Below are 26,345 nucleotides of genomic sequence, written 5' to 3' on the forward strand. Positions count from 1 at the left end.
TCTGTTTTTCTCTCTATACCAAAGAGAGGAGCCATACGAACAACTCTTGGTCAAGAATTCCTGAGTTGCTCTAAACGCTCTTTTTTGCTTCCAATGTCGGTGATTTGGATACCAAAGTTACCATCCACAATCACCACCTCTCCCTTGGCAATCACTTTGTCATCAACCAAGATTTCGAGCGGGTCATTGACCATCTGGTTGAGCTCGACTACACTGCCAATATCCATAGATACGACATCTTTTAAGATCATCTTCTTTTGCCCGATCCGCACGCGCACATTCAGCTTGACATCTAAAAGCATGTTGATATTGCGCGCTTCAACTTGCTCTAAGGGGTGATCTCCCTCCACACGCTCACTTCTTTGCACCACGGGGATACTGGGCATTGACGGAGCGGGTCTGCCTTTAGGGATATTTTGGGGGGCTTCCTTTTTATTAAAAATGTCAATGAAGACTCCCCCACAAAAAATAAAAAAACTCGATTCAATCTTATCTAGCGCGAAACTAAATTCATACCCATCGCTATAGGGATCGAGCAAGGCAGCATCGTGAGCAAAAATGGCTTGTTTGGCTTCAAAATTCAATTTGGGCATGATGTCTTGAGAACTAAGGGCAGTGGTGAGCGCGCCAAAGACATTGGAGCCAATTTCTTTAATGGCATCCAAGTCATCGGCTTCTAAAGCCTCCTTGCTTGCTCCCTCCCCCCCTACCATCAAATCTGCCAAAGCGGTCGCCATGGGCACGGGTATGGCTAGCGTGATGGTGAGATTGGATTTGGAATTGATCTGGATGGTAACAGAGGCATGTTCGATAAAGATAAAGTCCCCCACGGAGATTTCACTTTTCAACGCCACTTCGGGAGTTTTGCCTAGCAACCCCCCCACGGTTGCGGTAAATTCTCGCACAAAGAGTTTTAGAAAATCTGCAATCATTCTTCTTCCTCCTTAATGTTGCCAATTTTGACTTTTCTTTGGTTTTCCAAGACTTCTAAAACCTCTTTGACGCGGTCTTTCTCAGTTTGGATCACCTCTTTAATGCGGATGGTCTTGCGATACCCCCGATAGCCCACAGTGGCATAATAACGCTCTTTATTATCAATGCTCACCACCACGACATCATTAGCCACTTTATTTAAGCGGAGCGTATCCCCCACATTCAAATCTAAAATTTCGCGCAAGGTGAGCTTAACCCCCCCTAAAAATGCCGACACATCTACACTCGCCCCCCCCACTAGGGCCTGCAACTCTTTATTACGGCTTTTTTTAGAGCTGGTCTCTGTAAGCATCACATCGCGATTCCCCATTTTGGATAAAATCCCCTCAATGGAGATCACTGGGTAGCACAGGTTCATCATCCCTCGAGAATGCCCGATTGCAATCTCCATCACCACCATGATCACAATCTCATTTTGCGCCACAATTTGCACGACATTAGCACTTGATTCCTTGGCATCAATCGTGGGGAAAAACTCGGTTACTGGACTCCAAATGTCCTTTAAAATCTGCATCACTTGTTTTAAGACCGTGTCTAGCAAATTTAATTCAATATCGCTAAATTCACGGGTTTGATCATAGGTGCTCCCCTTGCCCCCTAGAAGCCTATCGATCATGGGAAAAACAATGCTAGGATTGACCTCTAAAACCCCATTGCCCCCCACGGGTTTCATCGAAAAGACATTAAAACTTGTGGGGCTGGGCAAGCTCATTAAGAATTCCCCATAGGTCATCTGATCCACACTGTGTAATTGAATCTCCACGATAGAGCGCATGATCGCTGAAACTTGGCTAGAGAGGCTACGCGCCATCTTGTCATGTATGCTTCTAAAAGAGCGTAACTGCTCCTTGCTCACCCGATTAGGGCGTTTGAAGTCATAGAGGGTGATCTGTTTTTGGGGGAGAATCTCGTGCTTTTGGAGGGTATTGACATCATCAGATTCATCGACCACCTCTAAAAGCGCATCGATCTCTTCTTGGCTTAGAATATCAGCCATGCACACCTCCTAGCGATTTTCTAATCTTTTTGATCACCTCTTTGATGATCTGTGAGATTCGCGACTCGGTGATCCCCAAGACATCTTTGATCTCACTGAGATTGAGTTCTTCAAAAAAATAAAGCTGGATAACCAGTTGTTCACGCTTGGACATGGTCTTTAAAATCGCCTGAATCGCGCCCACCAACTCCTCAAACTCTAACTTTTTGGTGATGGTATCTTGTTCGATGGCGTTAAACTGCTCATCCATAGGCACATGCGCATAGATATCAGAGGCGATCTTAGCATCTCTGATCTTGCTAATATCCTCTTGTAACACCTGCGCCAAATAAACATCATCGGGCTCTTCGCCATGCTCATTAAAATACTTGGAGACCTCATAATCGATATTCTTAATAAGTTTCCTAGAGGAGCGCGAAACGACATCTAAAGAGCGCAAATAGTCCAACATCGCTCCATTTACGCGGGTTTTTGCATACCCCCAAAACGAATCGTTTAACGAGATGTCATAGCGTCTAGAGAGTTTGATGAGCTCCTCTGTGCCTACAGATACCAAATCATTAAAATCTACTGAGCTGGGCAAGCGTTCCTTGAGCCGAAAAGCCATCGAGCGCACGGCGGGCAAATACTGGATCGCTAACTCATCTTGGGAGTTTTGGATCTGGTCATCGTAAGAAGACCCCTTTTGGCGGATCGCTCTCACGGGTTACCCCTCATCAAACTCGTAAGTATGGACATACTTTAGCAAATCGTCAATCTCTTTTTCACGTTGGGTGAATTCTTTATTAAAATAAACCAAACGGCGTTCTAATTCCGCTTTGTTTAAAAACTTCTTGCGTGGATTGACAAAGCCCATATAGATGGACGCAAAAAATAAAATGATGAGATAAAAGCCCACGGTGGCGACCAAAGTCCCAAATAACACAAATTCGGGCTGATCAAATTTTAACAAAGAGAGAATCAAGCCGATGAAAAACCCGCCCACAATGGAGAAGTTGATAAAGTTTTCTAATTTCATCTCGCACCTCACAAATAGCGCAACAAGCGTCTAAAAAACCCGATAAAATTATCTTTGGGGGTTTCCAGCACGCCCTGTTCCAATTTTAGGGTTAGAATTTTAACAATTTGGTTCATAGCAAACGAAAAGGCGTTAAAAGGTTCGCTTTTGCACAGAAGTTTGCGGTTTTTGATCGATTGTTTGATGGCGTTGTTATTTTGGATATAGCCCAAGTAGTTTAAGGTCATGTTGGGGATATTTTCTTTTGCCACTCTCTGGATTCCTCCAAAAATCTGCAAACTCTTTTCAGCCGAGTCTACCATATTGACCAAAACAAACACATTATCTTTTGTCTTGGAATTGACCTTGATCGTGGTGTAGGCATCGGTGATGGCGGCTGGATCAGAAGTGGTGATCACCACCACCGAATCGCTGGCGCGCAAAAAAGCTTGGGTAAATTCGCCAATCCCTGCTCCCGTATCAATAATCATGTAATCCAAATCGTCCAAAATGTTTTGTTCATCCACAAAGCTATCTAAAATTTCTTGGCTGACATATTTAAAAATCTCTTCTCCGCTATCTCCGGGCACCAAATAAAACCCCTCTTCAATGGGATAGACTACATCGCTAAAGCGCACCTCTCCTCTTAGAGCGTGTAAAATGTTTTTGGTGGTCTTGATCCCAAAAATAATATCCAAATTGGCTAGCCCAATATCCGCATCCAACACGCCCACCTTGTAGCCAGCCTTAAACAAACAATAGGCTAGATTTGCGCTAATGGTGCTTTTGCCCACCCCTCCCTTACCGCTAGTGATGGCTACAAACTTTGTTTTGCCCTTGTTGTTAAAAATACTTCTAGGCTCCATGATATTTTCTAGGCCACTTGCTTGATTATGCTTCATGGATTTTTCCTACCCGGGTGGGAAAACCCATCCAACATGCAATCCACCAAATAATCATTACTGGCGACCAATAAATCCGCTGGGACTTCCTGCCCGATAGAGAGGTAACTAATGGGTTTCTTGCTCTCATAGACCAACGAAAATAAATTCCCAAACCCCCGACTCTCATCTAGCTTGGTGAAGATCAGGCTATCAATCTCTAAGGGGCTAAAGGCGTTGTAAATGTCCTTTAAATCTTCGTATTTGGTGGTGAGCGACAAAACTAATGTTGTATCGATTTTATAGTCATGTTCAGTGAATTTCTTCAAATTCTCAATCTTTTTCTTGTCATGCTGGGAGTGCCCGGTGGTATCGATCAAAATCACATCGCAATACTCCAAGGCTTCCATCTCTTTAGCAAAATCCTCCGAATCCATCACGGTTTCAATGCTAATTTTCATCTTTTTGGCATACCACATAAGTTGTTCGACTGCCCCAATTCGGTAGGTATCTAAGGTCAAAATCCCCACCTTATACTTTTGGTTTAACAACTTGGAGTAACGCGCGGCCAGCTTGGCTAAAGTTGTGGTTTTGCCCACACCCGTAGGACCCACCAACATTAAAATCTTTTTATAATTGGGATCCAAGCCCTCATGACGGCAATAGATCATTTTGCGCAAGACCTCTCTAAAATAACGCTTGACCGTTACAGAGTTCTCCCGCATTTTAACGGGCATCAGCTCCAAGCTCAAACGCATGATCTCATCTAAATGCATTTTATGCATGCCACTATTTTTAGCCAAGCGGTAAATCTCGGCAAACTCTTGGGGGATGAAGAGTCCTTGCTCCTTTTCCTCGCTCCACACCATGTTTTGGATCAGCTTTAAATTATCGTTGATCTTATTCAACTCACCTTTAATGGAGTGCAAGCCCTCATCAGATTTGTTAGCTTGGTGTGGGGGGCTTTTGGCTTGCTGTTCTCTAGCTTGGGCATCTTTTAAGCTACTTTGGGCAATTTGGGTCAAGCCCTTGGGTACGCTTAGTACGGGCGGAGATTCTTCTTGACTCTCTACACCGGCCAACTTGCGCATCTCCTTAATGGCCTCAGAGAGTTCCAAATCCACTGCCTCTTGGGGGGGTGCTTTGGGGGGCTCAGGGCGCGCACTCTGCAGGGCTTGATCCAAGCGTTCTTGCATGTTATTGCTCTTGGGGGGTTTGTTCTCCTCAGCAGGTTTATCCACAGCGACCACTACTTCATACAGTCCGGGTTCTGTTAGGGTTTTTTTGCGAATCTCCTTTGCTTTCACCACTAAAGCATTGTGCCCATGCTCGCTTTGGGCTAATTTGAGTGCTTCAGCGGTGGTCTCCCCGCTATAAGTGTAAAGTTTCATGCTTCTCTCCAAGCCAAATGCCCCAAGATCAAGGGCACAAGAACCGATTCGCGCCGACTCCACTCGGGGTGTGGCAACATGCGGTGTGCTTGCCTAGATACTAGGCGGTTAAAAAAAATCACATCAATATCAAGGGTGCGGGGCGCATTCTTAAAGGCGCGTTTTCTAGTGCGCCCCCAGCGTCTCTCTAAGTAAAAGATGAGACTGAATAATTCTAGGGCACTTAATGCTGTTTTAAAAGAAAGGGTTGCGTTGTAAAAATGGGCCTGGTTATGATAACCAAAGGGCGGATTGAGATAAAGGGGTGAAGAGGTCAATAAAGAAAAGGCGCGGTGTTTAGCAAACCATAACCAAAGCCGTTCAAAAATCTTTTTAGAGTCGCCCACATTGCTCCCTATGCCCAGTGTCGCTGTATTCTTCAAATCCCACGCACGCCCACATTTTTTGGGGAAAAATGGAGAATAGACCAGCGTACGCATCTAGTCCATCAAATGATCTGCGCCCTTGAATCTTGCACAACCACGAGATCCTCAATCCTAATCCCATACTTGCCCGGAATATAAATCCCAGGTTCAATGGAAAATACCATGCCCTCCTCAATCACCATTTGGCTTCTGGGCGAAATAAAGGGCAACTCATGGATATCTAATCCAATCCCATGCCCGGTACCATGTCCAAAAAAACGCCCATACCCGCTTTTTTCAATCACGCCCCGCGCAATAGCATCGATTTGCTGGCCTGTCATGCCTGCTCTCAACTGTTCAATCGTGCTCTCTTGAGCTTGGCGCACAATATCATAAATCTTTTGCAATTCTGGATCGCCAAAGTGTTGGGGTCGATCGAAGCCCAGCTCTCCACTAAAAAGGGCACAGCGGGTGCGATCCGAGCAATAACGCTGGTATTTTAATCCCATATCCATTAAGAGCAAATCGCCCTTTTTGAGGTGGGTTTGCGAGTCTGGGAGGGCATGGGGTTTAGCCGCATTGGCATTAATGGCAACAATAGGCTCAAAACTCAAATCATAAACCCCTTGATGGGTTAAAAACTCCTTGACCTTGAATTGCAAAAACGCCTCGCTAGGTTCTTGCAAATCCGGCACACAACTAGCAAACTCCTTTAAGGCCTGTACATTAAGGTGTTGAGATTGCTTGAGCAAGGCGATCTGCTCGGGAGTTTTCACCACGCGTTGTTTGCGGTGGTAATCTAGCTCCCCCACTAACTTTTCACCCAAACGCGCCTCTAGGCGTTGGTAATTTTGCAAAGTGATTTGGGCGGGGTCAAAATAGAGTTTGTTAGGTGGGGTTTTTTGCACCAAATCGATCATATGTGCCCACAAGTCTGAGCCCTCCACCACCTCAACCCCCCCTTGCACCTGCGCGCGCGCCTCTAGGGTGTATCTGGAGTCTGTGATGAAAAAGGCACGATCTTCAAGTTGTAAAAAAATCGCATGATCACAGCTATACCCACATGCAAAATATTGGGCACTCTCGTTGGTGGTAAAATGCGCCACTACTGCCCTCTAGACTCAAGCGAAGGGTTTTGGTTGGCTTGGCTTTCCTTAAGGGCTTTGAATTCAATGAGGATTTGTTTCATTGCAATTAAAGCCATGTGGTAACCAAGAGCCCCAAACCCCGTGATCACGCCCGCACTCACCATGCCAGTGTAACTTGTTCGCCTAAAGTCCTCGCGCGCAAAAATGTTGGTCAAATGCACCTCAATTACAGGCATGTCCGCCAGCATGATCGCATCGCCAATTGCAATCGAAGTGTGGGAGAAAGCCCCGGGGTTAATCACAATGCCCTCATAGTCGCTCCCCACACACTCCTGAATTTTGTCAATGATCTCACCTTCAAAATTGCTTTGGAAAAACTCCAACTCCAAATCATTTTGTTTGGCAAAATCTTCCATGTTGTCATGGATTTGGTCCAAAGTAATGGGGCCATAGAGTCTAGGGTCTCTATGCCCTAACATATTGAGGTTAGGTCCTTGAATCACCAAAATTTTCATGCCATTCTCCTTACTAAGTTAAAGATTAAAGAGGTCATTATAGCATAAAATTAGGTTTAAAGCCCAAAATAGCCACCCCCATTCTGATCAGGTCTAGAGTGTAAAATTATGGACAATCTTTTGGAGATTTTGGGCGGTAACCTCCAGAGTGCTAATTTCTTTGGTGTTGCCTAACATCGATGCTGCTACCTCATGCGCCATGCGGGCGATTTGATTGACCTTATCGGCGATATCCTCAATGCTTTGGTGCTGATCTTTGGAATAAGACACAACATTTTTGGCATCTTTTAAGGAATGGGTGGCTTTGTCATAAATGGCCTCTAGGGCATAGGATGCGCCATCGACATTGTCCTTGCTTTTTTTGATCTCAGCGACCATGTTTTCTATGCTACCCACCGATCTTTTAGTCTCCTCTTGAATGAGCCGGATGATGTGGTTAATCTCTTGAGTGGCCTTGCCCGTGTGTTCGGCCAACTTGCGAATTTCATCAGCTACCACCGCAAAGCCACGCCCATGCTCACCTGCCCGTGCCGCTTCGATAGCAGCATTCAAAGCTAGCAAATTGGTCTGATCGGCAATGTCTTGAATCAATTCAGCACTATTGCCAATGTTTTGCACATGTTGGTCTAGAGATTGGATTTGGGTAGCGGAGTCTTCAGCACCACGGCTAATACCCACCATGCTTTGAGCGGTCTCCTCCATAGCCTCTTTGCCTTTTTGACTCAATTCCACGCTTTGGAGCGAGTTGGCCTCTGTTTGCTCGACAATGTTACGCACGCATTTGACGCTATCTTGGACTTTTTGCATGCATTGTGTGAGCTGGTTAGTCATGTCCTCTTGTTTGTTGGCATTTTCTTGAGAGAGACGGGACAAATTGGCAATGAGACTAGATTTATCTGAAATATCACTAGAAGATTGGCTAATTTGCGTGATGATCTCAATCATGGAGTGTTGCATGTCCCCCAGCGCATCAAGTGCACTGCCCTCAAACTTTGTTTGGACGGGCTTAGAGAGATCGCCCTTTGCCACCAGAGCGATGATCTGTTTGAGTTGCAAGGGTTCTGCGCCTAAAGCACACATGATGTTGCGCACAATCATAAAGGCAAGTCCCATGCCTGCAAGTGCAGCCAGCAAAGTTAAAAGGATCATCAATGTGCTAAAACTGCTGGCAATATCACGCGCCATTGGTGTGAGCTGTCTGTTGAGATATTCCTCATAATTAATCAAGGCATTGACAGCGGCCAACCACTTGACAAAATTAGGCCCTGTTTCTTGACTTAAAAATTGCGCTGCCTTTTTTTCATCTTGGCGTTTTAAAGCAATGGTTTTTTCGATTTGGGGGAGAGTGATGGCTTCTATGCGGTTGAGATTCTCGACTAACTTTTTTTCTTGATCGCTGATATGATCGGCTAGCTGGGTAAAAATCCCACGCATGAGAGCTTTATTTTTCTGATAATCCTCATAGAGCTTGTGAATCAAATCGATTTGCTTCTGCATATAGGCATCATCTTGTGCTAACACCACATCCCGAATCGCAATGGATCGATCATGTACGCTACCTCTGAGATTGATCGCATAGCGTTGTTTGACCGCATTAAAGTCTGTCAATTCCGTTAAAATGTGATTGATGCTATGCACTCTGGACACACCCACAATCGTGACAATCACCATTAAAAAAATGATCACGCCAAAACCCCCATAGAGTTTTTGGGATACACTTAATTTACTCAATGATTTCTCCTCATAAGTTGTATGCTAGTTAAAGGTTAATCGCCATGAAACTCTGCCTATTATAGTACAAGGATATGTGGTTTGGGCAATATGTCTCAAAATATCCATTTTTAGACTTAGCCTGAATTAAAGCATAACATGCTAGACTGGCGCATGCGTGTGGATAAATTTTTAAATGCGACCAATATCACCAAAAGGCGCGCGATTGCGCTGGATATGCTCAAAGAGGGAGTGGTGCACTTAAATGGGGTCTGTGTTAAACCCAGTAAAGAGGTGAAGGTGGGCGATGTGCTCCAAATTAAGTATTTGGATCGCCTGAAATCTTACCGCGTGCTGGCCATCCCCACACTTAAAACCATCCCCAAATCCCAAAGTCATTTGTACATACAAGAACTAGAATAAATCCCAATAGAAAGGTTTGCTATGCAAGATTACAAAGATAGTCTTATCCTCCCCCAAACTTCCTTCCCCATGAAAGCTAATGCCATTGCCAACGCTCCCAAGCTTTATGCGCGTTGGCGCGAACAAGCGGTTTATGCCCATATGTTGGACAAACGCCAAAACGCCTCAGAGGGCTTTGTTTTGCATGACGGACCGCCCTATGCGAATGGGCATTTGCACATCGGGCACGCGCTCAACAAGATTTTAAAAGATGTGATCGTCAAACACCAATATTTCTTAGGCAAAAAGGTGGATTATGTGCCCGGGTGGGATTGCCATGGCTTGCCCATTGAACAACAAGTTGAAAAGGATTTTAAAGCCGAGCAACACAGATTGCCCGCAGAGCAACGCCACGCTTTGGACGCGCTGGAGTTTCGCGATCGTTGCTACCAGCATGCCCAAAAGTTTATTGATGTCCAACGCGAAGAGTTTTTGCGCTTAGGGGTAGTGGGGGATTATGAAAAACCCTATGAAACCTATAAGTACGATTTTGAAGCCAGCATTTATCAAATGCTCTGTATCGCCGCACAAAAAGGTTTGCTCAAGCAACGCTTTAAACCCGTCTATTGGAGCTGGGCATGCCAGAGCGCGCTGGCTGAAGCCGAAGTAGAATACAAAGATAAGCAGTCCGATTCAATCTTTGTCAGCTTTGCCCTGCAACCACAAAGCGCCCAACTTCTCAGCCAACAAGCTCATTTTAGCACCCAAGAAACCCCTAAAGAATTTGCCCTTGTGATTTGGACGACCACCCCTTGGACCCTAGCGGCTAATGTGGGTATTGCGCTCAAACCCAAGACAACCTATGCGATCACTTCTAAAGGGCATGTGGTCGCGCTTTCTTTAGCCCAAAAGTTGCTAGAAAAGGGTATCTTAGAAGGGGAGATTGTGGGGAGCTTTGAGAGCGAATTGTTAGAGAGGGCTCTAACCACTAACCCCCTAAACCAGCGCGATTCTGTGGTTTTGCTAGGCGATCATGTGAGCTTAGAAGAGGGGAGCGGGGCGGTGCATACTGCCCCCGGACACGGGGAAGAAGACTACCATTTATGCCTACAATATGATTTAGAGGTCTTAGTGCCTGTAGATGATTACGGGCGTTACAATGAAGAGATCTTGCAAAAAAAGCTCTTGCCTGAAGAGTTTTTAGGCCAGCATGTGCTCAAAATCCAACCCAAGATTTTAGAATTGCTCGATCAAAGCCTCTTGCACCACAGCACCATCACGCACTCCTACCCGCATTGTTGGCGCACCCATGAACCCGTCTTGTATCGCGCCACCACCCAGTGGTTTATCATGATGGATGAGCCTTTTTTACAAGAAGATGGCAGCTATAAAACTTTGCGCCAAGTTGCCCTAGAGGCGATTGAGGATGTCGCCTTTTACCCCAAACAGGGTAAGAACCGCCTCAAAGCCATGCTAGAGCAACGCCCCGATTGGTGCGTGAGCAGACAGCGCAACTGGGGCGTGCCCATGGCGTTTTTCTTGGACAAACGCACTCAAGAGCCCTTGTTTGACGCGCCCATCTTAGAACATATTTACCAGATGTTCAAAGAAAAGGGCTGTAACGCGTGGTGGGAGCAAAGCGTGGTAGATCTCTTGCCAGAGGGGTTTAAGCACCTAGCCCCCAATTTAGAAAAGAACACCCATATCTTAGATGTGTGGTTTGATAGTGGGAGCACCTTTAAGGCGGTGTGTGAAGAGCGTTTGGGGGTTTATCCTAGCGATTTGGTGCTAGAGGGCAGCGATCAACACCGCGGTTGGTTTCAAAGCTCCTTACTCTTAAGCTGTATCAAACACTCCCGCGCGCCCTTTAAAGGGGTGCTAACCCATGGCTTTACTGTGGATTCTAAGGGGCATAAGATGAGCAAGTCTAAGGGAAATGTCTTTTCTTTAGATGAAGTGCTCAACACCTATGGGAGCGATATTTTGCGCCTGTGGGTGGTGATGAATGACTATCAAGACAATTTGAGCGTCTCTCATGAGTTTTTTGCCCAAACTGCTGAAGGGTATAAAAAGGTGCGCAATACCTTGCGCTTTTTGCTAGCCAACACGGCGGGGTTAGAACGCCTAACCCCCATGCAAGATTTGAGCCTGATAGATTCGTGGATTTTAGCCCTAAGCTCCAAAGTCTTTAACCAAGTGCAAGAACACTTTAAGCAATTTGACTTCGTCAAGGGCTTGCAGAAACTCTTTAGCTTCGTGGCTAACGACTTGAGCGGGATTTACATGGATATTTGCAAGGACAGCCTGTATTGTGATCCCAAAGAGAGCCCCAAACGGCGCGCGATCCAAACGACCATGCTCTATTTAGCCCACCATTTGAGTTTTGCGCTCGCTCCCATTCTCACCTACACCATTGAAGAGGTGTTAGAACACGCCAGCCCTCTATTTAAAGAAGTGGCTTTAGCTGGGGGCGGGGTCTTTGATCTGCAAATGCCCTTTTTATTGGAGGGAGCGGTTGCTCAAAGCGTGTTAGACCAATTTGAGCGCCCTCTAGAATTGCGCGCGCGCTTTAGTGAGGCGTTGGACGGGCTCAAAAAGGATAAAAGGGTGAAAACCTCCCTAGAAGTGCAAATGTACCTCAAAGACGCTAAGGACATGGCATTTACCCACTATGCGGAGTGGTTGATGGTGAGTTGCGTGGGGCTTTGGGAGGGCAGCGGGGTGGATGTGTTGTTAGAAACCCCGGATTTTGTTTTGGCACGCGCTTCTTTGAAGAAGTGCCCGCGTTGTTGGCGCTTTCTAGCCCCTAAAGACGATCTGTGTGAGCGCTGTGAAGAGGTCTTGCATGCCTAGCACTCTTAGCCATTTGGGGGCTAAGACGCACTACGCGCAACACTATAGCCCCCATTTGCTAGAAGCCTTTGAGAACCCCCACCCGGAGCAGGACATTTTTACCTGCTTAGAGAGCCAAGAATTTACCAGCCTCTGCCCCATCACCGCCCAGCCGGATTTTGCGCGCGTGCGCATTGCCTATATCGCGCATTTGAAAATGGTAGAGAGCAAGTCGCTCAAACTCTATTTATTCAGTTTTCGCAATGAGGGGGTTTTTGGGGAGGATTGTGTGGGCAAGATTTTAAACGACCTAGTCGCCCTCTTAGCGCCCAAATACCTAGAAGTGCAAGCCCATTTTAGCGCGCGCGGAGGGATCACCATCACCCCCTTTGCCAACTACGCCACTCCTGATTATGCCTCTTTGAAAGAACAACGCCTTTTAAAGTGCCTCTAGATCACTCCATGCCCAGAGCAGTAAGCTAATAGTAAGTCAATTGGCTATACAATAAACTTTTATTTTTTATTAATGGGGTGTCTATGTTGTGTGTATTCCAAAAAAATCGTGTTTTGTCTGGTGTGTTGGTGGGGGCGTTGGCTGTAGCAGGCTTGGGTGCCAAAAACAAAACCCAAGCGGATTTTGCCTTGATCAAGCGGGCATTAGAGGCTAATTTAGTGCCCATGCCCCAAGGTAAGGATTTGCAAAAATATCTGGTCAAAAAGGTTACCGATTTGGGACTCTCTCATAAGGGGCCAGTGATGACTAAGGCGCAGGTGGAATTGGGCAAGAAACTTTATTTAGACCCTAGAATTTCGACCTCTTATTTGATCTCTTGTAACACCTGCCATAATTTGGGGTTGGCAGGTGTGGATTTAGTCTCTAGGGCAGTAGGTGAAGGCTGGAAGCCCAATCCACACTTTCTCAATTCGCCCACAGTATATAACTCTGTCTTTAATTCGGTGCAATTTTGGGATGGGCGTGCGGCACACTTGGGCGATCAGGCAAAAGGACCCATTAGCAGTCCTGTTGAGATGAATGCTGATCCTAAAGTGGTGGAAGCCAAGATCAATTCTATGCCCGGGTATGTCAAAGCTTTTAAACGGGCTTATGGCAACCATGTCAAGATCGATTTTAACCTCATTGCAGATACCATCGCCATGTTTGAAGCGACTTTAAACACGCCTAGCCGTTATGACGACTTCTTAAGGGGCAATGTCAAAGCCCTAAGTCCACAAGAAAAAGAAGGCTTGAAACTCTTTTTAGATAAGGGCTGTATTGCTTGCCACAATGGAATCAATCTAGGGGGGACTATGCAACCCTTCCAAGTGGCGGCACCTTACAAATTTGCCAATGTGGGCGACTTTAAGGGGAATAAAGATGGCATGGTCAAAGTGCCCACTCTACGCAATATCCTAGAAACCATGCCCTATTTCCACAATGGGCAGTATTGGGATGTTAAAGACGCGATTAAAGAGATGGGAGCAATCCAGTTAGGCATTACTATTAATGATGAAGAGGCTAAAAAGATCGCAATTTTCTTTGGTGCGCTCACTGGCAAAAAACCCACGATTGTTTATCCTGATCTGCCCACCATCACAGCAACTACACCTAAACCCGAGGGGATCATGGAAGGCGATAACCCCAAGCCTAAAGCTCCTTCGCATTAGTTTTTGGGTATAATGCCCGTTTTATTTTAAAAACAAGGAGAGTTTATGGCAAGAAGATGTTTAGTGAGCAATAAAGGTCCGATGGTGGGTAACCGCGTAAGCCATGCCAATAATAAAAACAAAAGGCGGTTGTTGCCCAATCTACACACCATCCACATCCGCCTAGAAGATGGCACACGCAAAAAACTCAAGGTGGCGGCTTCCACGCTAAGGACCATGCGTAAGAGCAAGTAGGGTTTTATGCCCACGTGATGTTTAAAAAGATCAAGGCCTTCCTATTTTCGGTTAAAAAGAAAAAGGTTAAAGCCGACTACAATCTCAACGCCGAGATTTACGCCCAATTTGAAGTTTTTAGACTGCCTTTAGTGCTGATCCAGTGTTTTATTTTGGCGGGCACTTTGGGTTATTTGGCCCTGCAAGACTACAGCCTAATGCAGGCTTTTTTTCAAACCACCTACACTTTTACTGCAACGGGTTTTGGTGCGCTCAACGAGCATGAATTTAATACTATCAGTATTTTTTTCACCTCCATTATCATGTTTTGCGGGACGGGGGTAGTAACTTTTAGCGTGGCAATTTTAATCAATGTGATCAATAAGGGCGTACTAGCAGGATTAATTCGGGAGAAGAGAATGATTTACAAAATAGCCAGACTTAAAAACCACTATGTGATCTGTTATCATAACGAATACACCATTGAGCTCAGCAAGCAATTTCGAAGCGCGCAGATTCCTTTCGTGGTGGTGGATAATGCGCCCAACTTTGAGGAAGAAGCCATCAAGCACAAATACCCCTACTACATCACCGGCGATCCCCACACCAACTTAGCCATGCTCAAAACCCATTTGAGTAGTGCTAGGGGCGTGGTAACCTTTTCAGAGATTTTGCCAGTGAATGTCGCCTTGATTGTGAGCGTGCGTCTCTTTGAAAAGGAGCTCAAACGCAAGCCCTACTATGTGATTGCCAGCGCACATAGTGATGAAGGCTTGGAAAAGCTCAAAAAACTCGGGGCTGATAGTGTAGTTTCGCCCACAAAGCTGATGGCACAACGGGTGAGCGCGATGGCAATTCGCCCTGATATGGAAAATATCCTTGAAAAATTCATCTATAAAAAAGATACGCTATTAGACCTAGAAGAGGTCATTGTGCCCAAAGAGAGTTGGCTAGTCCAGCGCAAGCTCAAAGAAGCCCATTTTAGAGAGATCACGAAAGTTTTTATTATTGGGATCATCCAAAAGGACGGGCGTTATATCCCCATGCCCGATGGGGAAGCCATCATTGCTAGCGAGTCTAAGTTATTAATAATCGGCACTTCTGAGGGCGTGGAAAAATCCAAAACTTTTATCTTGCAACACCAACGGCCTATGGAGATGGATTTCATCACACTGTGAGGGTTTAGACCTCCAGCAGGGTTTAAAGAGCCTTAAATAAAATTTGCTACCATGCCAGCATCCAACATACAAGGGTGTTCATGGACACGCATGGTTTTCAGAAAATCAAGGACAAGAGTTACTATTTTTACCAGTCTTTCCGCTTTAAGCGCTACATCATTTATATTTTAATCACCATTTTAGCTATCGGTCTGCCCTTTGTGCATATGGGTGAGGGGCAGGTGTTTCTCATCTCTTTTGAGCACAAGCAAATCCACTTGTTAGGCAATATTTACAGCGCACAAGAGATGTATTTATTGCCCCTCTTGGTAATTTTCTTATTTGTCTTTATCTTTTTCATGACTTCCATGCTGGGGCGGGTGTGGTGCGGGTGGGGGTGTCCACAGACTATTTTTAGGGTAATCCATCGCGATCTCATTGAAACTAAGATTTTAGGTTTGCGCACCCAGATTAACAATAAACAACGCCCTGTGCGTTCAGATCTGAAAAATTGGCTCAAAAAGATCGCGAGTTGTATTTTATTTTTGCCCGTCCCGATTGCAGCGATGGCAGTGTTGTTATTTTATTTTGTCCCCCCCTATGAGTTTTTAGAGGGGATCAATGCACCTAAAGAGCACATGTTGTTACTGGGCATTTGGGCAGCTTTAAGCGCGGTAGTTTTCTTTGATATTGTGGTTGTGCAAGAACGCTTTTGTATTTATCTATGCCCTTACGCACGGGTGCAAAGCGTGCTTTTTGATGATGACACCCTAAACCCCATTTACGATACCCAACGTGGGGGGCTCATCTATGACAAGAAGGATATGAAAATCCCTGCCCTCCCCCAAAAGCGCAATCCGGCTAATGAATGCGTGAGTTGCAACCATTGTGTCTTGGTCTGCCCGACACACATTGACATTAGAAAAGGTATGCAATTAGAATGCATTAATTGCTTGGAATGCGTAGATGCTTGCACCATGACGATGGGGAAATTAAACAAGCCCAGTCTGATTAATTGGTCTTCAAGTAATGCCACGAGCACCAAGCAGAAAGTCAGATTGTGGCGTACCAAAACCATCGCCTACATTGGGGTGCTGGTCTTAGTGATCGGGGCGTTGATTGTGGGGTCTTTAGAGAAGGCCTCGATGATTTTAGACATCACGCATGGCGGGCGTTTATATAGTGTTAAAAATGGGTATGTCAAAAACACCTATATTTTTCTCTTCCAAAACACCAGTAGCAAAACCCACACCTACACTTTTAGCATCGACGATCCGCATATTAGCATTGTGCGCCCCAAAAACCCCCTCTCTATTGGCGCAAGGGGTAAAATGAAGGTTGTGGTAGTTTTGCGCATGCCTATGGAGGCAGCCAAACAAGCCTACGGCAAACACGATGTTACCCACGCCAAACGCGGAATTTTGCCCATCGCGATCAAAGCTTACAGCACAGATGATCCCAGCATCACTTCCACGCAAGAGAGCGTTTTTATCGTCCCGGATTTTTAGATTCTAAGGTGTGAAGGGAGGTTGGCTAGCAAGAGGGCTAGCCAAGAGGCAAGTTAGAAGTTGTAGCGGTACCCAGCATAGAGGCTGTATTGGCGGCGGTAAGTGAAAGCCAAGCCTTCTTTGCTGTAGAAATAGTAGTCGTTGATGGTCGGGATTTTGACCCCAAAGTCAAATTCTTGGTGCTTGCCAATGGCGGTGCGTAAACCGGCGTTGAACAAAAATTGGAAGATCGCTGGATCGATTTTGCCTCCTAGACCCCGCTCGACCATGAAGTGTTTTGTTGTGTTGCCCCAAGAGTTACCCGCAATGGCCGCTCCAAAGAAAAAGCCAAAAGTGACATCTTGCTTGTTGATCACATTGTAAAGCGTGTCGATTCCCACACCATAGGTGAACATGTCTGAGAGGTTAGCAACAGCTGGACAAGGCGAAGCACCACCAGCAGTAGGAGTATTGACACTGCTCATCGTTGTGCCTGATGGACAAGTTAGTGCATTAGCCCCAAAAACGGCATGTCCATAGTCAAAAAACCCGTAATAACGCAGACCAAACCATTTTTTCTTACCCAAAAACTGCTTATAGCCCACGCTAACACCCAATCCCTGCATCACGGCCAAATAATGGTAAGTCCCAGTAGGGAGAGTATGGATCTGCAACAAAGGATTACCACTCTTGTTCGTGATCGTCTGCCCCGCTTGCCCAACTTGATAACTCGCACCCACATACCATGCGCTCCTCTCTGCGCTCAGAGTCGTGAGCGAACCGCTCAGTGCTACAGCACTGGATACTAAGGCGTAGAATGTTTTTCTCATATAATCCTCTTTTCAATGAATGTTAATGATTTCCCCTTATTCTAGCATATTTTTTTTAAGATTTGGGCATTTGCCGTTTAAAGAGAAAAATTTTATGCCAAAACCCGATCCAAGAGTTCTAAGGGGTGCAAAAATTGCGTGGGCGCGTCAATTTGCTCTAGGGCGTTATTGAGTTGCACCCGACACGCCGAACATTCCGCACTCACAATTTGGGCGTGGGTGCTCACAATATCACGGGCTTTGGGCAGACCAGCTTGGAGAGTCAAGGAGTAGTGCTCGCTTTGCATGCTCACCCCCCCAAAGCCACAACAGCGATCGCTCTCCTGCATTTCAATGATTTGGTGGTTGGTTTGTAAAAGCATGCGCGGCTCTGCATAAACCCCTAAAACCTTTTTGGCATGGCAAGGATCGTGATAGGTCAAGCTCAAAGGGCTTTTGGGGCGTTGTTTGAGTAAATCTATTAGGGCGGTGTACTGGGCTAGAAATGCAGAGGCTAGTTGTAGCTTGTCCTGAATGGTGCTGAATTTGTCTAGCCACTCTTGACGATCCTTAAGATCGGGAATATTTTTGAACACATGGGGGTAATCTTTTTTGAGCATGCTAATGCAAGTGGCTTCAGGGACCAAGATTGCTTCTACTTGGGGAGCGATGTTAGCTAGAGAGGCGGTATTTTTTTGGGCTAGAAAAAGGGCACTCTTGGCATCTCCACTAAAATAGGCTGGCGCACCGCAACAAACTTGTTGGGGTAAGATCACCCCAATTCCTAGTTTGTCCAGCAAAGAGAGCAAACTTTTACCCACATTGGGGTAATTGTAATTCCCCAAGCACCCAATGAAGATCCCTACTTTTCTAACGGGCCGATCTGGTGGGTTTTGGGGCGTGATTTCTGGTGGGTGGCTGTTTAAAAAACTCTTGGAGGCAAAGGGGAAAAAGGCGCGTTTTTGCAAGAGGCTTAAGTTGGGGTTTTTAGCGCGCCATTTGAAACGCCATTTGAGCTTGTCATTTTCTTGTTTGAAGGCACACGGGGCTAGGACATGGCAAAAAGAAAAGACAAAATCCATCAGCTTTGGGTGGCGCAACAAGAAAAAATAGAGTTTTTTATGCCAGCTGATGGGGTGTTTGGCGGTGCTCAAATAGCGCACCTTTTCAATCATCACATCAATGGGCAAATGCAAGGGGCAGACTTGCACGCAAGTGGTGCACAAAAAACAAGTATCAAAAATGCCCTTCACATCGGGGCTAAACTCCAAACTCTCTTGCTTGACTTGGGCGATCAAGTCCAAAAACCCACGTGGAGAGGTGGTCTCGTCCTTATGGATGCGATAAATCGTGCAACTAGGGACACATTTCCCGCACTTCACGCAAGCCTGCGTTACCCTCTTGATTTCTTCTAATAACTCTGTGGGCGCAACATTAAAGGGTTTGGCTAAAGCGTTTGTCTTTATGTTGATCCCCTAGGTAGGCATCAAAGAACATAGCAATATTGCGCACCAGCATCGCCCCCGTTGCGCTGGTTTTCAGCCCGTCTTGATCCAAAATAACCAAGCCCTCTTGCTCGTAGGGTTTTAAAGCCTCCAAAGCTTGCTTAAAGTGCTCTTTAAAATCAATCCCAAAACTCCTTTCAATGGCACTAAAATTGAGCTCTAAATTATTCATCAAGTGCATAATGACTTCTTTTCTTAGCTCATCTTCTCTACTCAGTCTAAAACCCCGCTCCACAGGCAAATGACCGCTATCCAAAGCCTGCTCGTAGCGTTTTAAATCCTTAAAGTTTTGGGTGTAATAATCCAACCCCTCACCAATGCTAGTAACCCCAACGCCGATGGTTTGGGAAAATTTCTGGGTGGTGTAACCTTGAAAATTGCGTCTGAGCTGTTTGTTTTGCAAGGCAAGATAAAGTTCATTATCTTTTTTGGCGAAGTGATCCATGCCAATCATCTCATAGCCCCGTGCCTTTAAAAACCCAATTAAAAACTGCAAGAGTTCTAATTTTTGCTTTGGGCTGGGCAGGGTGGTGGGGTCAATTTTCATGGTGTGCTTGACCCAAGGCACATGGGCGTAGTTAAAAATCGCCAAGCGATCGGGGTTGAGATCTAGGGTTTTTACAAGCGTTTGCTCAAAACTAGCCAAAGTCTGGAAGGGCAGACCATAGATGAGATCAAAATTGATCGAATTGATGCCAAATTCCCGAGCCAAAGAGACTTTTTCTTGTACCAACTCAAAGCTCTGCAAGCGGTTGATCGCTTGTTGCACCTGTAAATCAAAATCTTGCACCCCAAAGCTTAGGCGGTTAAACCCGTATTGGTGTAAAACCTCCATTTGGGCGCGCTCAAAATGGCGCGGATCGATCTCGCATGCCAATTCGGCATGGGGGGCAAAATTAGGGAAGGTGTGGAAGATATCTTGGATAATGCGTTTTAATTGCGTGGCACTAAAAAAAGTGGGCGTGCCCCCGCCAAAGTGTAACTGCACCACTTCTTTATGCGTGTCTAAATACCGCTTTAAAAGTGCCAATTCTTTCTCAAGATAGCCGATGTAGCGTTCTTTTTTACGCTGGCTATTGGTGTAGATCACATTGCACGCACAAAAATAGCACGCGCTCTTGCAAAAGGGTAAATGGAAGTAAAGTGATAGGGGGATTTGCGGATCGCTTCTTTGGAAGGCTTGGATCAAGTCCATCTCTTGAAACTGGCTAGAAAACTCCACTGCCGTAGGGTAGCTGGTGTAGCGGGGTCCGGGTTTGGAGTAAGAGGCGTATTTTTGGAAATCAAGGGTTTGGGGGGCTGGCATTTTAAAAGGGAATTTGTAGATTATCTAAGTCCAAACCCTCTTGCTTTTTCTCCTCTAAAAATTCAGAGAAATTAAAAAAGAGGTTGGGGTGTTGCTTTTTGACCTGTTTGACAAAATCAAGCGAGGAAATCTTAGGCAAGCTCCCATCACTCCCACGCATGGCTTCTAGCTTTTTAAAAACAACCGCCATTGCATCGGCAAAATCAATCGGCGTAAGGGTTGCCATATCCCTTTCAAGCTCCACCACGATCTTATCTTCATAGGCTTTTTGGATCATGCGTACAATGTGTTGGAGCAAAGCTTCTGGGATCACCACATAGCGGTGATTTTGCTCATCTTGCATAAACCATGCCTCTTTGGGATCAAACGCCCCCTCTTCTAGCTCTAAGAGCATTTGCTTAGAATCAAGAGATTTTGCTTGGACACGATTTTTTCCCGACTCTAAGCTTTGATACATACCCTGCGTGCTACTCTGGTTGTTTCTAGCCCGGGTCCTCCTAGTTCTAGAGGTTTGGGAATTGATCTCCTGCATGCGATCCCCTTTTTGGATGGTTTCATCTATTGTAGCACAAAATCCACAACAAAACTCAAGCCTTGCGATAAAAGCCCTTGAGCGTGTTTAGTTGCGATCCCAAGTTTAAAAGCAAGAAATCTGCTAAGATCAAGGCTAGCAAACTCTCACACACTACACTCCCCCGAATGGCAATACAAGGGTCATGCCTGCCCTTAAGCTCCAAATGCACGGCTTGCCCTTGCGTGTTGATACTCTCTTGTTGGTGTGCGATACTGGAAGTAGGTTTAAAATGCACCCACACCACCAAATCCGATCCATTGCCAAGACCCCCTAAAATCCCCCCGCTATGATTACTCTTAAACCCTTGTGGGCTGATCGGGTCGTTATAGTGGCTCCCTTGCATGCTAGAGACATGCGGATCACCTATAAAAACTCCTTTGACCCCATTAAGCCCCATCATCACGCCCGCAATGCGCGCATCGAGCTTGTCATACAGCGGTTGCCCCAAACCTAGCAAATTGGCATGTGCTCTAGCTTGCACCAACACCACGCCCCCAAGGCTATCCCCTTTTTGTTTGGCTTCCAAGATGGCTTGTTTTTGTTGTGCCTCCACTTCAGGGCTTAAAGAAAAAATCACGCTCTGTTTGGCAAAATCAAAATCAATCGCCTTAGCCTCAATACCCCCTATGCTAAAAACCCCCCCCACCACCTCTAGCCCTAACTCTTGTAATAAAAGTTTGGCAATCGCACCTGCACCCACTCTAATGACACTCTCTCTAGCTGAGCTACGCCCCCCGCCTCTGTGATCCCTAAGTCCGTATTTGGAAAAAGTGGTGAAATCAGCATGCCCGGGTCTAAAACTCTCTCTGAGGTTGTCATAGTCTTTACTTTTGATATTGTGGTTATGCACCAGCAAGGCGATGGGTGCGCCCGTGCTCTTGCCCTCAAAAACCCCGCTCACCAATTCAATCCTATCTGGCTCTTGTCTGGGTGTGGTGAAGACATGCATGCTTTTACGCCGATCAACCTCGACTTGTATCAAATCCATATCCAACACCAGCCCTGCAGGCACGCCCTCTAAAATGCCCCCCACCATTAGCCCATGCGATTCGCCAAAGGTGGTTAGTCTTAAGACCCGACCCAAAGTATTCATGGCATTTCCTTTAATTGCTGGTAAGCCACTTGGGCGCAAAGCTGTTCGGCTTGCTTCTTGCTACTAGCCTTGCAGGTGCCATAGAGTTTATTTAAGATAAAAATTTGCATCTCAAATTGTTTGGCATGATCAGGACCGCTCTCATTTTTGAGCGTGTAAGTGGGTACGACCTTAAAGCGCGCTTGGGTGAGTTCTTGCAATGCGCTTTTATAGTCCATGAAAAGCTCTTGAAGAGAAAGATTGGGGTAGGCTTGCCTAAAAAGCTTTTGCATCAAGGTTTTAACGGGCTCTAGTCCGCTTTCTAGGTAAATCGCCCCCATCAAAGCCTCAAAGGCACTGGCAAGAATGGAGGGTTTAGTATGTCCGTGGTTATTGGCTTCAGCGGCTGAAATTAAAATGTGATCTTGCAAATTTAAAAGTAAGGCTAGTTTAAAAAAAGCCTTTTCATTGACCAACGAGGCGCGCATTTTAGAGAGATCGCCTTCTTGCAAATCCTCAAAACGCGCAAATAAAATCTCAGCCACCACCAAATCCAACACCGCATCGCCCAAAAACTCCAAGCGTTCGTTATTTTTGTGGGCTTTGGCACTCCTGTGCGTTAAGGCTTGTTGGAGCAACTCTGCGTCCTTAAAAACATAACCCAAGCATTCTTGAAGTGTTTGTAACATCTCATTGCCCCTTATTGGCGATTTTGTGCTGCAAGGCTTGTTCCCTAGCCAGCCTGTCGCATTTTTCATTTTGAGCATGCCCGCTATGCCCTCTTATCCAATGGGTGCTGATTTCATGCGGGGCACGCAAGCTCACAAATTCACGCCACAGATCGGCGTTTTTGACCTTAGCGAAGTCCTTAAGCACCCATGCTACTAGCCAACGGCTAATCCCATAGCAAACATAGGTCGAATCACTATAAAGGGCAATTTGGCATGGTTCTTTAAGGACTTTTAAAGCTTCATTCACGGCCCTAAGTTCCATGCGATTATTGGTCGTGTAGCTCTCTGATCCGGCAATGATCTTCTCCACACCCTGATAACGCAAGATGGCACAATAACCCCCAAAGCCCGGATTACCCAAAGACGACCCATCACAAAAAAGCTCAATACATTTCATCGAACCTCCTAATTCAAATTGCTATTCTTGCTATAGTCATTGGGGTGTTTTTCGATGCCCAAAATCACCTCTTTGGGGCCTATCTGTGTGCAAACCAAACAGCGGTAACTCTCAAAGGGGGAGAGACTTTTACAAAAAGAACATTGGTAACTAAAATTCAAATTGATTTGGTATTTGGCATGGAAAGTTTTAAAAATCTCTAACTCTAGCGTATCGCACACCCCCTCCACATACCCCTTTGCCACAAACACCTCTAAAAGCTTGGGGTGCAAACTCTCTAAAAAAGGTTGAATCTCTTCTTTTTTAATATCCCATAGGAGGTCTATGTAGGGCATTGCCTCTTCTAAGGAGGTGATTTCTTGTAAGAATAGAGGCTTGTGGTGGCTTTTGCAATGCCTGAGTGCCAGCTTATAGAGTTTGGGTTGTTGGTGTCCCAGTGTGAGAATGGCAAAACTCTTATCCTCAAGACCCAAATCCTGCTCGATCAAAATTTGCATTTGCAAGTAATAATAGGTGTCGGCTAAACCGCTGGTCCCTAGCTCATCCAAGCATTCCAAGACTTGCAAGGCTTTTTTGGGCTCGCACATGATTTCATGAGCTTGTACCATGGCATGTAGGGCGTGGGTGTTACCCGGATCGATACGCAAAACCTCGATTAAAATATCACGCGCCTTTTGCACATAGCCCATATCAATGTAGGCTTTGGCTAGACTCTCTAAAATGGCGATGCGATCGTTTTGGTATTTGGGTAATAAAACCAAATAGATTTTAATCGCCTGTTCGCTATTGCCGTATTTAGCATAATGTTTAGCCAAAAACATCCAAGTCTTAAAACCCAAGACCTCTAGGGCATTTTCTTGCTCTTTAGCCAAGAGTTGTTGGACCTCATAAGCTAATTCCACTTGAGAATAGGAGAGAGAAAGCGCATTGAGGGTTTTAAGGTTACGGCGGTGTGCTAGAGCAGAGCGGAAATAATCCATCAAGATTACACTCCCAATGATGAAAACCAAGATGGCGACACTAAAGAGCGAGTCTTTATAGATGAACGCTAATTGCTCCACAGACTTGCTCTATTGGCGTAAAAACTTGATTTTTGCCTTAACCCGTAACTTCTCATAATATTCGGCTAGAATTTTGTCTTGTTGGTCCTCAATAAGTTTGCCGGCAATGAAGTTTCTAGCCTGATTAAAAGATACATTTTCTTTGCCCAGTTTTTGTTTGATAAAAAAAGAAACATAGTTCCCCCCACCCGCATTCAAAATTGGCGTGAACATATTCTCCTTGGTGGAGAGAAACATTTGGGCGATCTGCGGGTTTAAAGATTTGACATGGATTTTTTCTTCATTGTGCGTAACCCCGGGAATTTCCACATTTCTATTTTCAAGGGCTTGGGTGAGTGTTTTAGTATCCTTGGCCATGTAGCGAATCGTGATGATCTCACTAGGGATGCTAAATTCATCTTTGTGGGCGTTGTAATACTCGCGCATTTTGGTTTCGCTATTGGTATTGACATTAAAGAGCAAAATATTGCGCAAAAGTTCCCGTGTCTCAAGCTGTTTTTTGAGCTGGGCGCGGTAGGCACTTGGGTTAATGCCCTCTCCGGCTAAGGTCCGCATAAAATCTTGAGTGTCCATGCCATTGTGCCGTGCGATATTCTCAATCTCAGCATCGATCTTGTCATCTTCAATGTCAATTTTTAGGCGCTTGATCTCTTGGGCTTGGATACGCTGGAGAATCAAGGCATTAATGGCTTGTTGGCGACTCACATGCTGTTCTCTCTCTTGGGTTTCAATTTGATAAAGCGTGATCGGATCGTTATTGACCGTGATAGCAATCCCGCCCACGATGTTATCTGCCCTGCCTTCTGCTAAATCTTGGCTAGGTGTTTTTTTGGAAGACCCTGACCTGTTAGCCTGTTTGCCCTTCTCCTGATCTTGAGAGCGTTTGGGGGACTCTTGATGTTCTTTCTTGGATTTGCCTAGAGCTTCTTTAACGTATTTGTCTAGGTTCTTAGCACTAGAACCTCCTTGACCGGTTACAGATTCCACTTTAGAGTCTGCTCCCTGTGCCACTGCTAACACCATACCAAGCCCTAAAACAAAGTGCCAAAACCCCCCGCTAACCCTAGCAAACCTTGAAAATTTGGAAAAATACCACACTCTCTTTCTCTCATTTAGTCTTGGCTCAGAGTATAGTATAAGGGCACTAAGAACAAGATTAAGGGTTATACAACAAGGTAGTTGGTGCCCAAGCCCTTAAGCACGCCCTTTTAAATAGTCCCTGACATTTTCAATCGTGGCAGCGATGAGTTTTTTAATGGTGTCGCCATAACCCCACGCGATGTGGGGAGTGAGTAAAAGTTTGGGCTGTATTGTGGGATCTAAAAAGGGGTGATCAGCGCGCATGGGTTCTTGCTCAAAGACATCGCTAGCATAGTAAAAGTCCTGAGTTTTAAGGGCTTGGGCTAGCTCCTCTTCATTGACAATCCCCCCCCGCCCGACATTGATCAAGATTGCTTTATTTTTGAGTAGCGGGAAGTGTTGGGCGTGGATGAGATTATGAGTCTTCTCATTGAGCGGAGCGTGGATGCTGATCACATCGCTAGTTTTGAGCAGGGTCTCTAAGGATTTTTGGGGATAGGTGGGATCAGAATTGTGCCCACTTGTAGAAGTGTAACTCACGTGCGCACCAAAAGCACTAGCACAGCGTGCGACATTTTTGCCAATATTGCCCAGCCCCACAATCCCCCATTCTTTGTTTTCTAAGGACATCAAATCCTTATTAAAATGCGAAAAAAGCTCGCTATTGCAATATTCCCCACTCTTGCAATAGTGATCGTAGTAGGGCATATTGGAGAGCAAGCTAAAGGCAAGCGCAAAGGTGTGCATGGTAACACTATGGGTGGAATAACCCACCACATTTTTAACCTGAATACCCAACTCTTTGGCCACATCCAAATCAATCATGTTCATGCCCGTTGCGGTGATACAAATACATTTGAGCCTTTTAAGGGCTTTGAGCATGTCCCCACTCAGCTTAACTTTATTTAAAATGATGATCTCTGCATCTTTGGCGCGCTCCAAGACTAGTTCTTGAGGAGTCCCCGGGTAAGAGACCAGATCAACAAATTCTTCCAACGCATCTAATTTATGGCGTTTGCCCAAAGATAAAGCTTCTAAGACTACGGTCAGTGGTTTTTGAGAAGTTGCCATGTTTTTC

The 26,345-nt window shown here is 45.6% G+C and carries 27 protein-coding genes; 7 read left to right on the forward strand and 20 right to left on the reverse strand.

Annotation, left to right across the window (positions count from 1 at the left end; translation table 11 throughout):
- Positions 1-50: 50 nt before the first annotated feature.
- The 10 genes from fliY to EAO36_RS03580 form a co-directional block, all read right to left on the reverse strand.
- Positions 51-929, reverse strand: a complete 879-nt coding sequence (gene fliY / locus EAO36_RS03535; protein ID WP_185962967.1) for a flagellar motor switch protein FliY — start codon at positions 927-929, stop codon at positions 51-53.
- On the reverse strand, positions 929-1,990 hold the full coding sequence (fliM, locus tag EAO36_RS03540) for a flagellar motor switch protein FliM (protein ID WP_120947371.1): 1,062 nt from the start codon (positions 1,988-1,990) through the stop codon (positions 929-931). The genes fliY and fliM overlap by 1 nt, the downstream gene beginning before the upstream one ends.
- Positions 1,983-2,693: an RNA polymerase sigma factor FliA gene (locus tag EAO36_RS03545; protein WP_120947372.1), complete on the reverse strand. Its 711-nt coding sequence runs from the start codon at positions 2,691-2,693 to the stop codon at positions 1,983-1,985. The genes fliM and EAO36_RS03545 overlap by 8 nt, the downstream gene beginning before the upstream one ends.
- 3 nt (positions 2,694-2,696) lie before the next feature.
- Positions 2,697-3,008 (reverse strand): hypothetical protein, encoded by a 312-nt coding sequence (locus EAO36_RS03550; RefSeq protein ID WP_006017866.1) that lies wholly within the window; start codon positions 3,006-3,008, stop codon positions 2,697-2,699.
- An 8-nt stretch (positions 3,009-3,016) separates the two neighbouring features.
- Positions 3,017-3,889 (reverse strand): MinD/ParA family protein, encoded by an 873-nt coding sequence (locus tag EAO36_RS03555; RefSeq protein ID WP_013890028.1) that lies wholly within the window; start codon positions 3,887-3,889, stop codon positions 3,017-3,019.
- Entirely contained in the window at positions 3,886-5,259 is a 1,374-nt protein-coding gene (gene flhF, locus EAO36_RS03560) for a flagellar biosynthesis protein FlhF (RefSeq protein ID WP_120947373.1), read from the reverse strand. The genes EAO36_RS03555 and flhF overlap by 4 nt, the downstream gene beginning before the upstream one ends.
- On the reverse strand, positions 5,256-5,738 hold the full coding sequence (gene folK / locus EAO36_RS03565) for a 2-amino-4-hydroxy-6-hydroxymethyldihydropteridine diphosphokinase (protein WP_120947374.1): 483 nt from the start codon (positions 5,736-5,738) through the stop codon (positions 5,256-5,258). Before folK ends, flhF begins: the two co-directional genes overlap by 4 nt.
- An 8-nt stretch (positions 5,739-5,746) precedes the next feature.
- Complete coding sequence (locus EAO36_RS03570; protein ID WP_120955709.1) at positions 5,747-6,769, reverse strand: aminopeptidase P family protein; 1,023 nt, start codon at positions 6,767-6,769, stop codon at positions 5,747-5,749.
- On the reverse strand, positions 6,769-7,266 hold the full coding sequence (aroQ, locus tag EAO36_RS03575) for a type II 3-dehydroquinate dehydratase (RefSeq protein ID WP_104640761.1): 498 nt from the start codon (positions 7,264-7,266) through the stop codon (positions 6,769-6,771). The genes EAO36_RS03570 and aroQ overlap by 1 nt, the downstream gene beginning before the upstream one ends.
- 93 nt (positions 7,267-7,359) lie before the next feature.
- On the reverse strand, positions 7,360-8,997 hold the full coding sequence (locus tag EAO36_RS03580; RefSeq protein WP_120955710.1) for a methyl-accepting chemotaxis protein: 1,638 nt from the start codon (positions 8,995-8,997) through the stop codon (positions 7,360-7,362).
- Between the two features lie 153 nt (positions 8,998-9,150).
- Between EAO36_RS03580 and EAO36_RS03585 the strand changes: the two genes are divergently transcribed.
- From EAO36_RS03585 to ccoG, 7 genes are all read left to right on the forward strand, one after another.
- Positions 9,151-9,399 (forward strand): RNA-binding S4 domain-containing protein, encoded by a 249-nt coding sequence (locus tag EAO36_RS03585; protein ID WP_120955718.1) that lies wholly within the window; start codon positions 9,151-9,153, stop codon positions 9,397-9,399.
- A gap of 21 nt (positions 9,400-9,420) precedes the next feature.
- Positions 9,421-12,231 (forward strand): isoleucine--tRNA ligase, encoded by a 2,811-nt coding sequence (gene ileS / locus EAO36_RS03590; RefSeq protein ID WP_120955711.1) that lies wholly within the window; start codon positions 9,421-9,423, stop codon positions 12,229-12,231.
- Positions 12,224-12,664, forward strand: coding sequence for a preQ(1) synthase (gene queF / locus EAO36_RS03595; RefSeq protein WP_120955712.1), 441 nt, complete (start codon positions 12,224-12,226; stop codon positions 12,662-12,664). Before ileS ends, queF begins: the two co-directional genes overlap by 8 nt.
- 224 nt (positions 12,665-12,888) lie before the next feature.
- A complete protein-coding gene (locus EAO36_RS03600; RefSeq protein ID WP_235852175.1) occupies positions 12,889-13,875 on the forward strand; it encodes a cytochrome-c peroxidase in 987 nt (328 codons plus the stop codon).
- A 45-nt stretch (positions 13,876-13,920) separates the two neighbouring features.
- The gene (gene rpmB / locus EAO36_RS03605; protein ID WP_120947379.1) at positions 13,921-14,109 is read left to right on the forward strand and encodes a 50S ribosomal protein L28; all 189 of its coding nucleotides are present in this window, start codon (positions 13,921-13,923) and stop codon (positions 14,107-14,109) included.
- A gap of 17 nt (positions 14,110-14,126) precedes the next feature.
- Positions 14,127-15,266 (forward strand): potassium channel family protein, encoded by a 1,140-nt coding sequence (locus EAO36_RS03610; RefSeq protein WP_120947380.1) that lies wholly within the window; start codon positions 14,127-14,129, stop codon positions 15,264-15,266.
- Between the two features lie 104 nt (positions 15,267-15,370).
- Positions 15,371-16,753 (forward strand): cytochrome c oxidase accessory protein CcoG, encoded by a 1,383-nt coding sequence (gene ccoG, locus EAO36_RS03615; RefSeq protein WP_162983043.1) that lies wholly within the window; start codon positions 15,371-15,373, stop codon positions 16,751-16,753.
- Between the two features lie 53 nt (positions 16,754-16,806).
- Here ccoG and EAO36_RS03620 read toward each other — a convergent pair whose 3' ends face one another.
- From EAO36_RS03620 to EAO36_RS03665, 10 genes are all read right to left on the reverse strand, one after another.
- The gene (locus EAO36_RS03620) at positions 16,807-17,562 is read right to left on the reverse strand and encodes an outer membrane protein (protein WP_120947382.1); all 756 of its coding nucleotides are present in this window, start codon (positions 17,560-17,562) and stop codon (positions 16,807-16,809) included.
- Between the two features lie 92 nt (positions 17,563-17,654).
- Positions 17,655-18,923, reverse strand: coding sequence for a (Fe-S)-binding protein (locus EAO36_RS03625; protein WP_120955713.1), 1,269 nt, complete (start codon positions 18,921-18,923; stop codon positions 17,655-17,657).
- A gap of 52 nt (positions 18,924-18,975) precedes the next feature.
- Complete coding sequence (hemN, locus tag EAO36_RS03630) at positions 18,976-20,352, reverse strand: oxygen-independent coproporphyrinogen III oxidase (RefSeq protein ID WP_120947384.1); 1,377 nt, start codon at positions 20,350-20,352, stop codon at positions 18,976-18,978.
- Between the two features lies 1 nt (position 20,353).
- Positions 20,354-20,884 (reverse strand): DUF2603 domain-containing protein, encoded by a 531-nt coding sequence (locus tag EAO36_RS03635; RefSeq protein WP_120947385.1) that lies wholly within the window; start codon positions 20,882-20,884, stop codon positions 20,354-20,356.
- A 55-nt stretch (positions 20,885-20,939) separates the two neighbouring features.
- A complete protein-coding gene (aroC, locus tag EAO36_RS03640) occupies positions 20,940-22,019 on the reverse strand; it encodes a chorismate synthase (protein ID WP_120947386.1) in 1,080 nt (359 codons plus the stop codon).
- Positions 22,016-22,687 carry a ribonuclease III gene (rnc, locus tag EAO36_RS03645; RefSeq protein ID WP_120947387.1) on the reverse strand — a complete coding sequence of 224 codons (672 nt, stop codon included), beginning with the start codon at positions 22,685-22,687 and terminating at the stop codon, positions 22,016-22,018. The genes aroC and rnc overlap by 4 nt, the downstream gene beginning before the upstream one ends.
- Position 22,688: 1 nt before the next feature.
- Complete coding sequence (rnhA, locus tag EAO36_RS03650) at positions 22,689-23,126, reverse strand: ribonuclease HI (RefSeq protein WP_120947388.1); 438 nt, start codon at positions 23,124-23,126, stop codon at positions 22,689-22,691.
- 8 nt (positions 23,127-23,134) lie between these two features.
- Positions 23,135-24,187, reverse strand: coding sequence for a tetratricopeptide repeat protein (locus EAO36_RS03655; RefSeq protein WP_120947389.1), 1,053 nt, complete (start codon positions 24,185-24,187; stop codon positions 23,135-23,137).
- 9 nt (positions 24,188-24,196) lie between these two features.
- Positions 24,197-25,210 carry a SurA N-terminal domain-containing protein gene (locus EAO36_RS03660; protein WP_120947390.1) on the reverse strand — a complete coding sequence of 338 codons (1,014 nt, stop codon included), beginning with the start codon at positions 25,208-25,210 and terminating at the stop codon, positions 24,197-24,199.
- Between the two features lie 171 nt (positions 25,211-25,381).
- Complete coding sequence (locus EAO36_RS03665; protein ID WP_120947391.1) at positions 25,382-26,338, reverse strand: D-2-hydroxyacid dehydrogenase; 957 nt, start codon at positions 26,336-26,338, stop codon at positions 25,382-25,384.
- Positions 26,339-26,345: the final 7 nt, after the last annotated feature.

It is taken from the genome of Helicobacter mehlei (assembly GCF_003660265.1).
Lineage (GTDB): Bacteria > Campylobacterota > Campylobacteria > Campylobacterales > Helicobacteraceae > Helicobacter > Helicobacter mehlei.

What these genes read in the sequence shown, in the direction of transcription:
- fliM (WP_120947371.1), bottom strand. Translation starts at nt 1,990, where the DNA reads ATGGCTGATATTCTAAGCCAAGAAGAGATCGATGCGCTTTTAGAGGTG.
- EAO36_RS03550 (WP_006017866.1), bottom strand. Translation starts at nt 3,008, where the DNA reads ATGAAATTAGAAAACTTTATCAACTTCTCCATTGTGGGCGGGTTTTTC.
- EAO36_RS03555 (WP_013890028.1), bottom strand. Translation starts at nt 3,889, where the DNA reads ATGAAGCATAATCAAGCAAGTGGCCTAGAAAATATCATGGAGCCTAGA.
- flhF (WP_120947373.1), bottom strand. Translation starts at nt 5,259, where the DNA reads ATGAAACTTTACACTTATAGCGGGGAGACCACCGCTGAAGCACTCAAA.
- folK (WP_120947374.1), bottom strand. Translation starts at nt 5,738, where the DNA reads ATGCGTACGCTGGTCTATTCTCCATTTTTCCCCAAAAAATGTGGGCGT.
- aroQ (WP_104640761.1), bottom strand. Translation starts at nt 7,266, where the DNA reads ATGAAAATTTTGGTGATTCAAGGACCTAACCTCAATATGTTAGGGCAT.
- EAO36_RS03585 (WP_120955718.1), top strand. Translation starts at nt 9,151, where the DNA reads ATGCGTGTGGATAAATTTTTAAATGCGACCAATATCACCAAAAGGCGC.
- ileS (WP_120955711.1), top strand. Translation starts at nt 9,421, where the DNA reads ATGCAAGATTACAAAGATAGTCTTATCCTCCCCCAAACTTCCTTCCCC.
- queF (WP_120955712.1), top strand. Translation starts at nt 12,224, where the DNA reads ATGCCTAGCACTCTTAGCCATTTGGGGGCTAAGACGCACTACGCGCAA.
- EAO36_RS03600 (WP_235852175.1), top strand. Translation starts at nt 12,889, where the DNA reads ATGCCCCAAGGTAAGGATTTGCAAAAATATCTGGTCAAAAAGGTTACC.
- rpmB (WP_120947379.1), top strand. Translation starts at nt 13,921, where the DNA reads ATGGCAAGAAGATGTTTAGTGAGCAATAAAGGTCCGATGGTGGGTAAC.
- EAO36_RS03610 (WP_120947380.1), top strand. Translation starts at nt 14,127, where the DNA reads ATGTTTAAAAAGATCAAGGCCTTCCTATTTTCGGTTAAAAAGAAAAAG.
- EAO36_RS03620 (WP_120947382.1), bottom strand. Translation starts at nt 17,562, where the DNA reads ATGAGAAAAACATTCTACGCCTTAGTATCCAGTGCTGTAGCACTGAGC.
- hemN (WP_120947384.1), bottom strand. Translation starts at nt 20,352, where the DNA reads ATGCCAGCCCCCCAAACCCTTGATTTCCAAAAATACGCCTCTTACTCC.
- EAO36_RS03635 (WP_120947385.1), bottom strand. Translation starts at nt 20,884, where the DNA reads ATGCAGGAGATCAATTCCCAAACCTCTAGAACTAGGAGGACCCGGGCT.
- aroC (WP_120947386.1), bottom strand. Translation starts at nt 22,019, where the DNA reads ATGAATACTTTGGGTCGGGTCTTAAGACTAACCACCTTTGGCGAATCG.
- rnc (WP_120947387.1), bottom strand. Translation starts at nt 22,687, where the DNA reads ATGTTACAAACACTTCAAGAATGCTTGGGTTATGTTTTTAAGGACGCA.
- rnhA (WP_120947388.1), bottom strand. Translation starts at nt 23,126, where the DNA reads ATGAAATGTATTGAGCTTTTTTGTGATGGGTCGTCTTTGGGTAATCCG.
- EAO36_RS03660 (WP_120947390.1), bottom strand. Translation starts at nt 25,210, where the DNA reads ATGGTGTTAGCAGTGGCACAGGGAGCAGACTCTAAAGTGGAATCTGTA.
- EAO36_RS03665 (WP_120947391.1), bottom strand. Translation starts at nt 26,338, where the DNA reads ATGGCAACTTCTCAAAAACCACTGACCGTAGTCTTAGAAGCTTTATCT.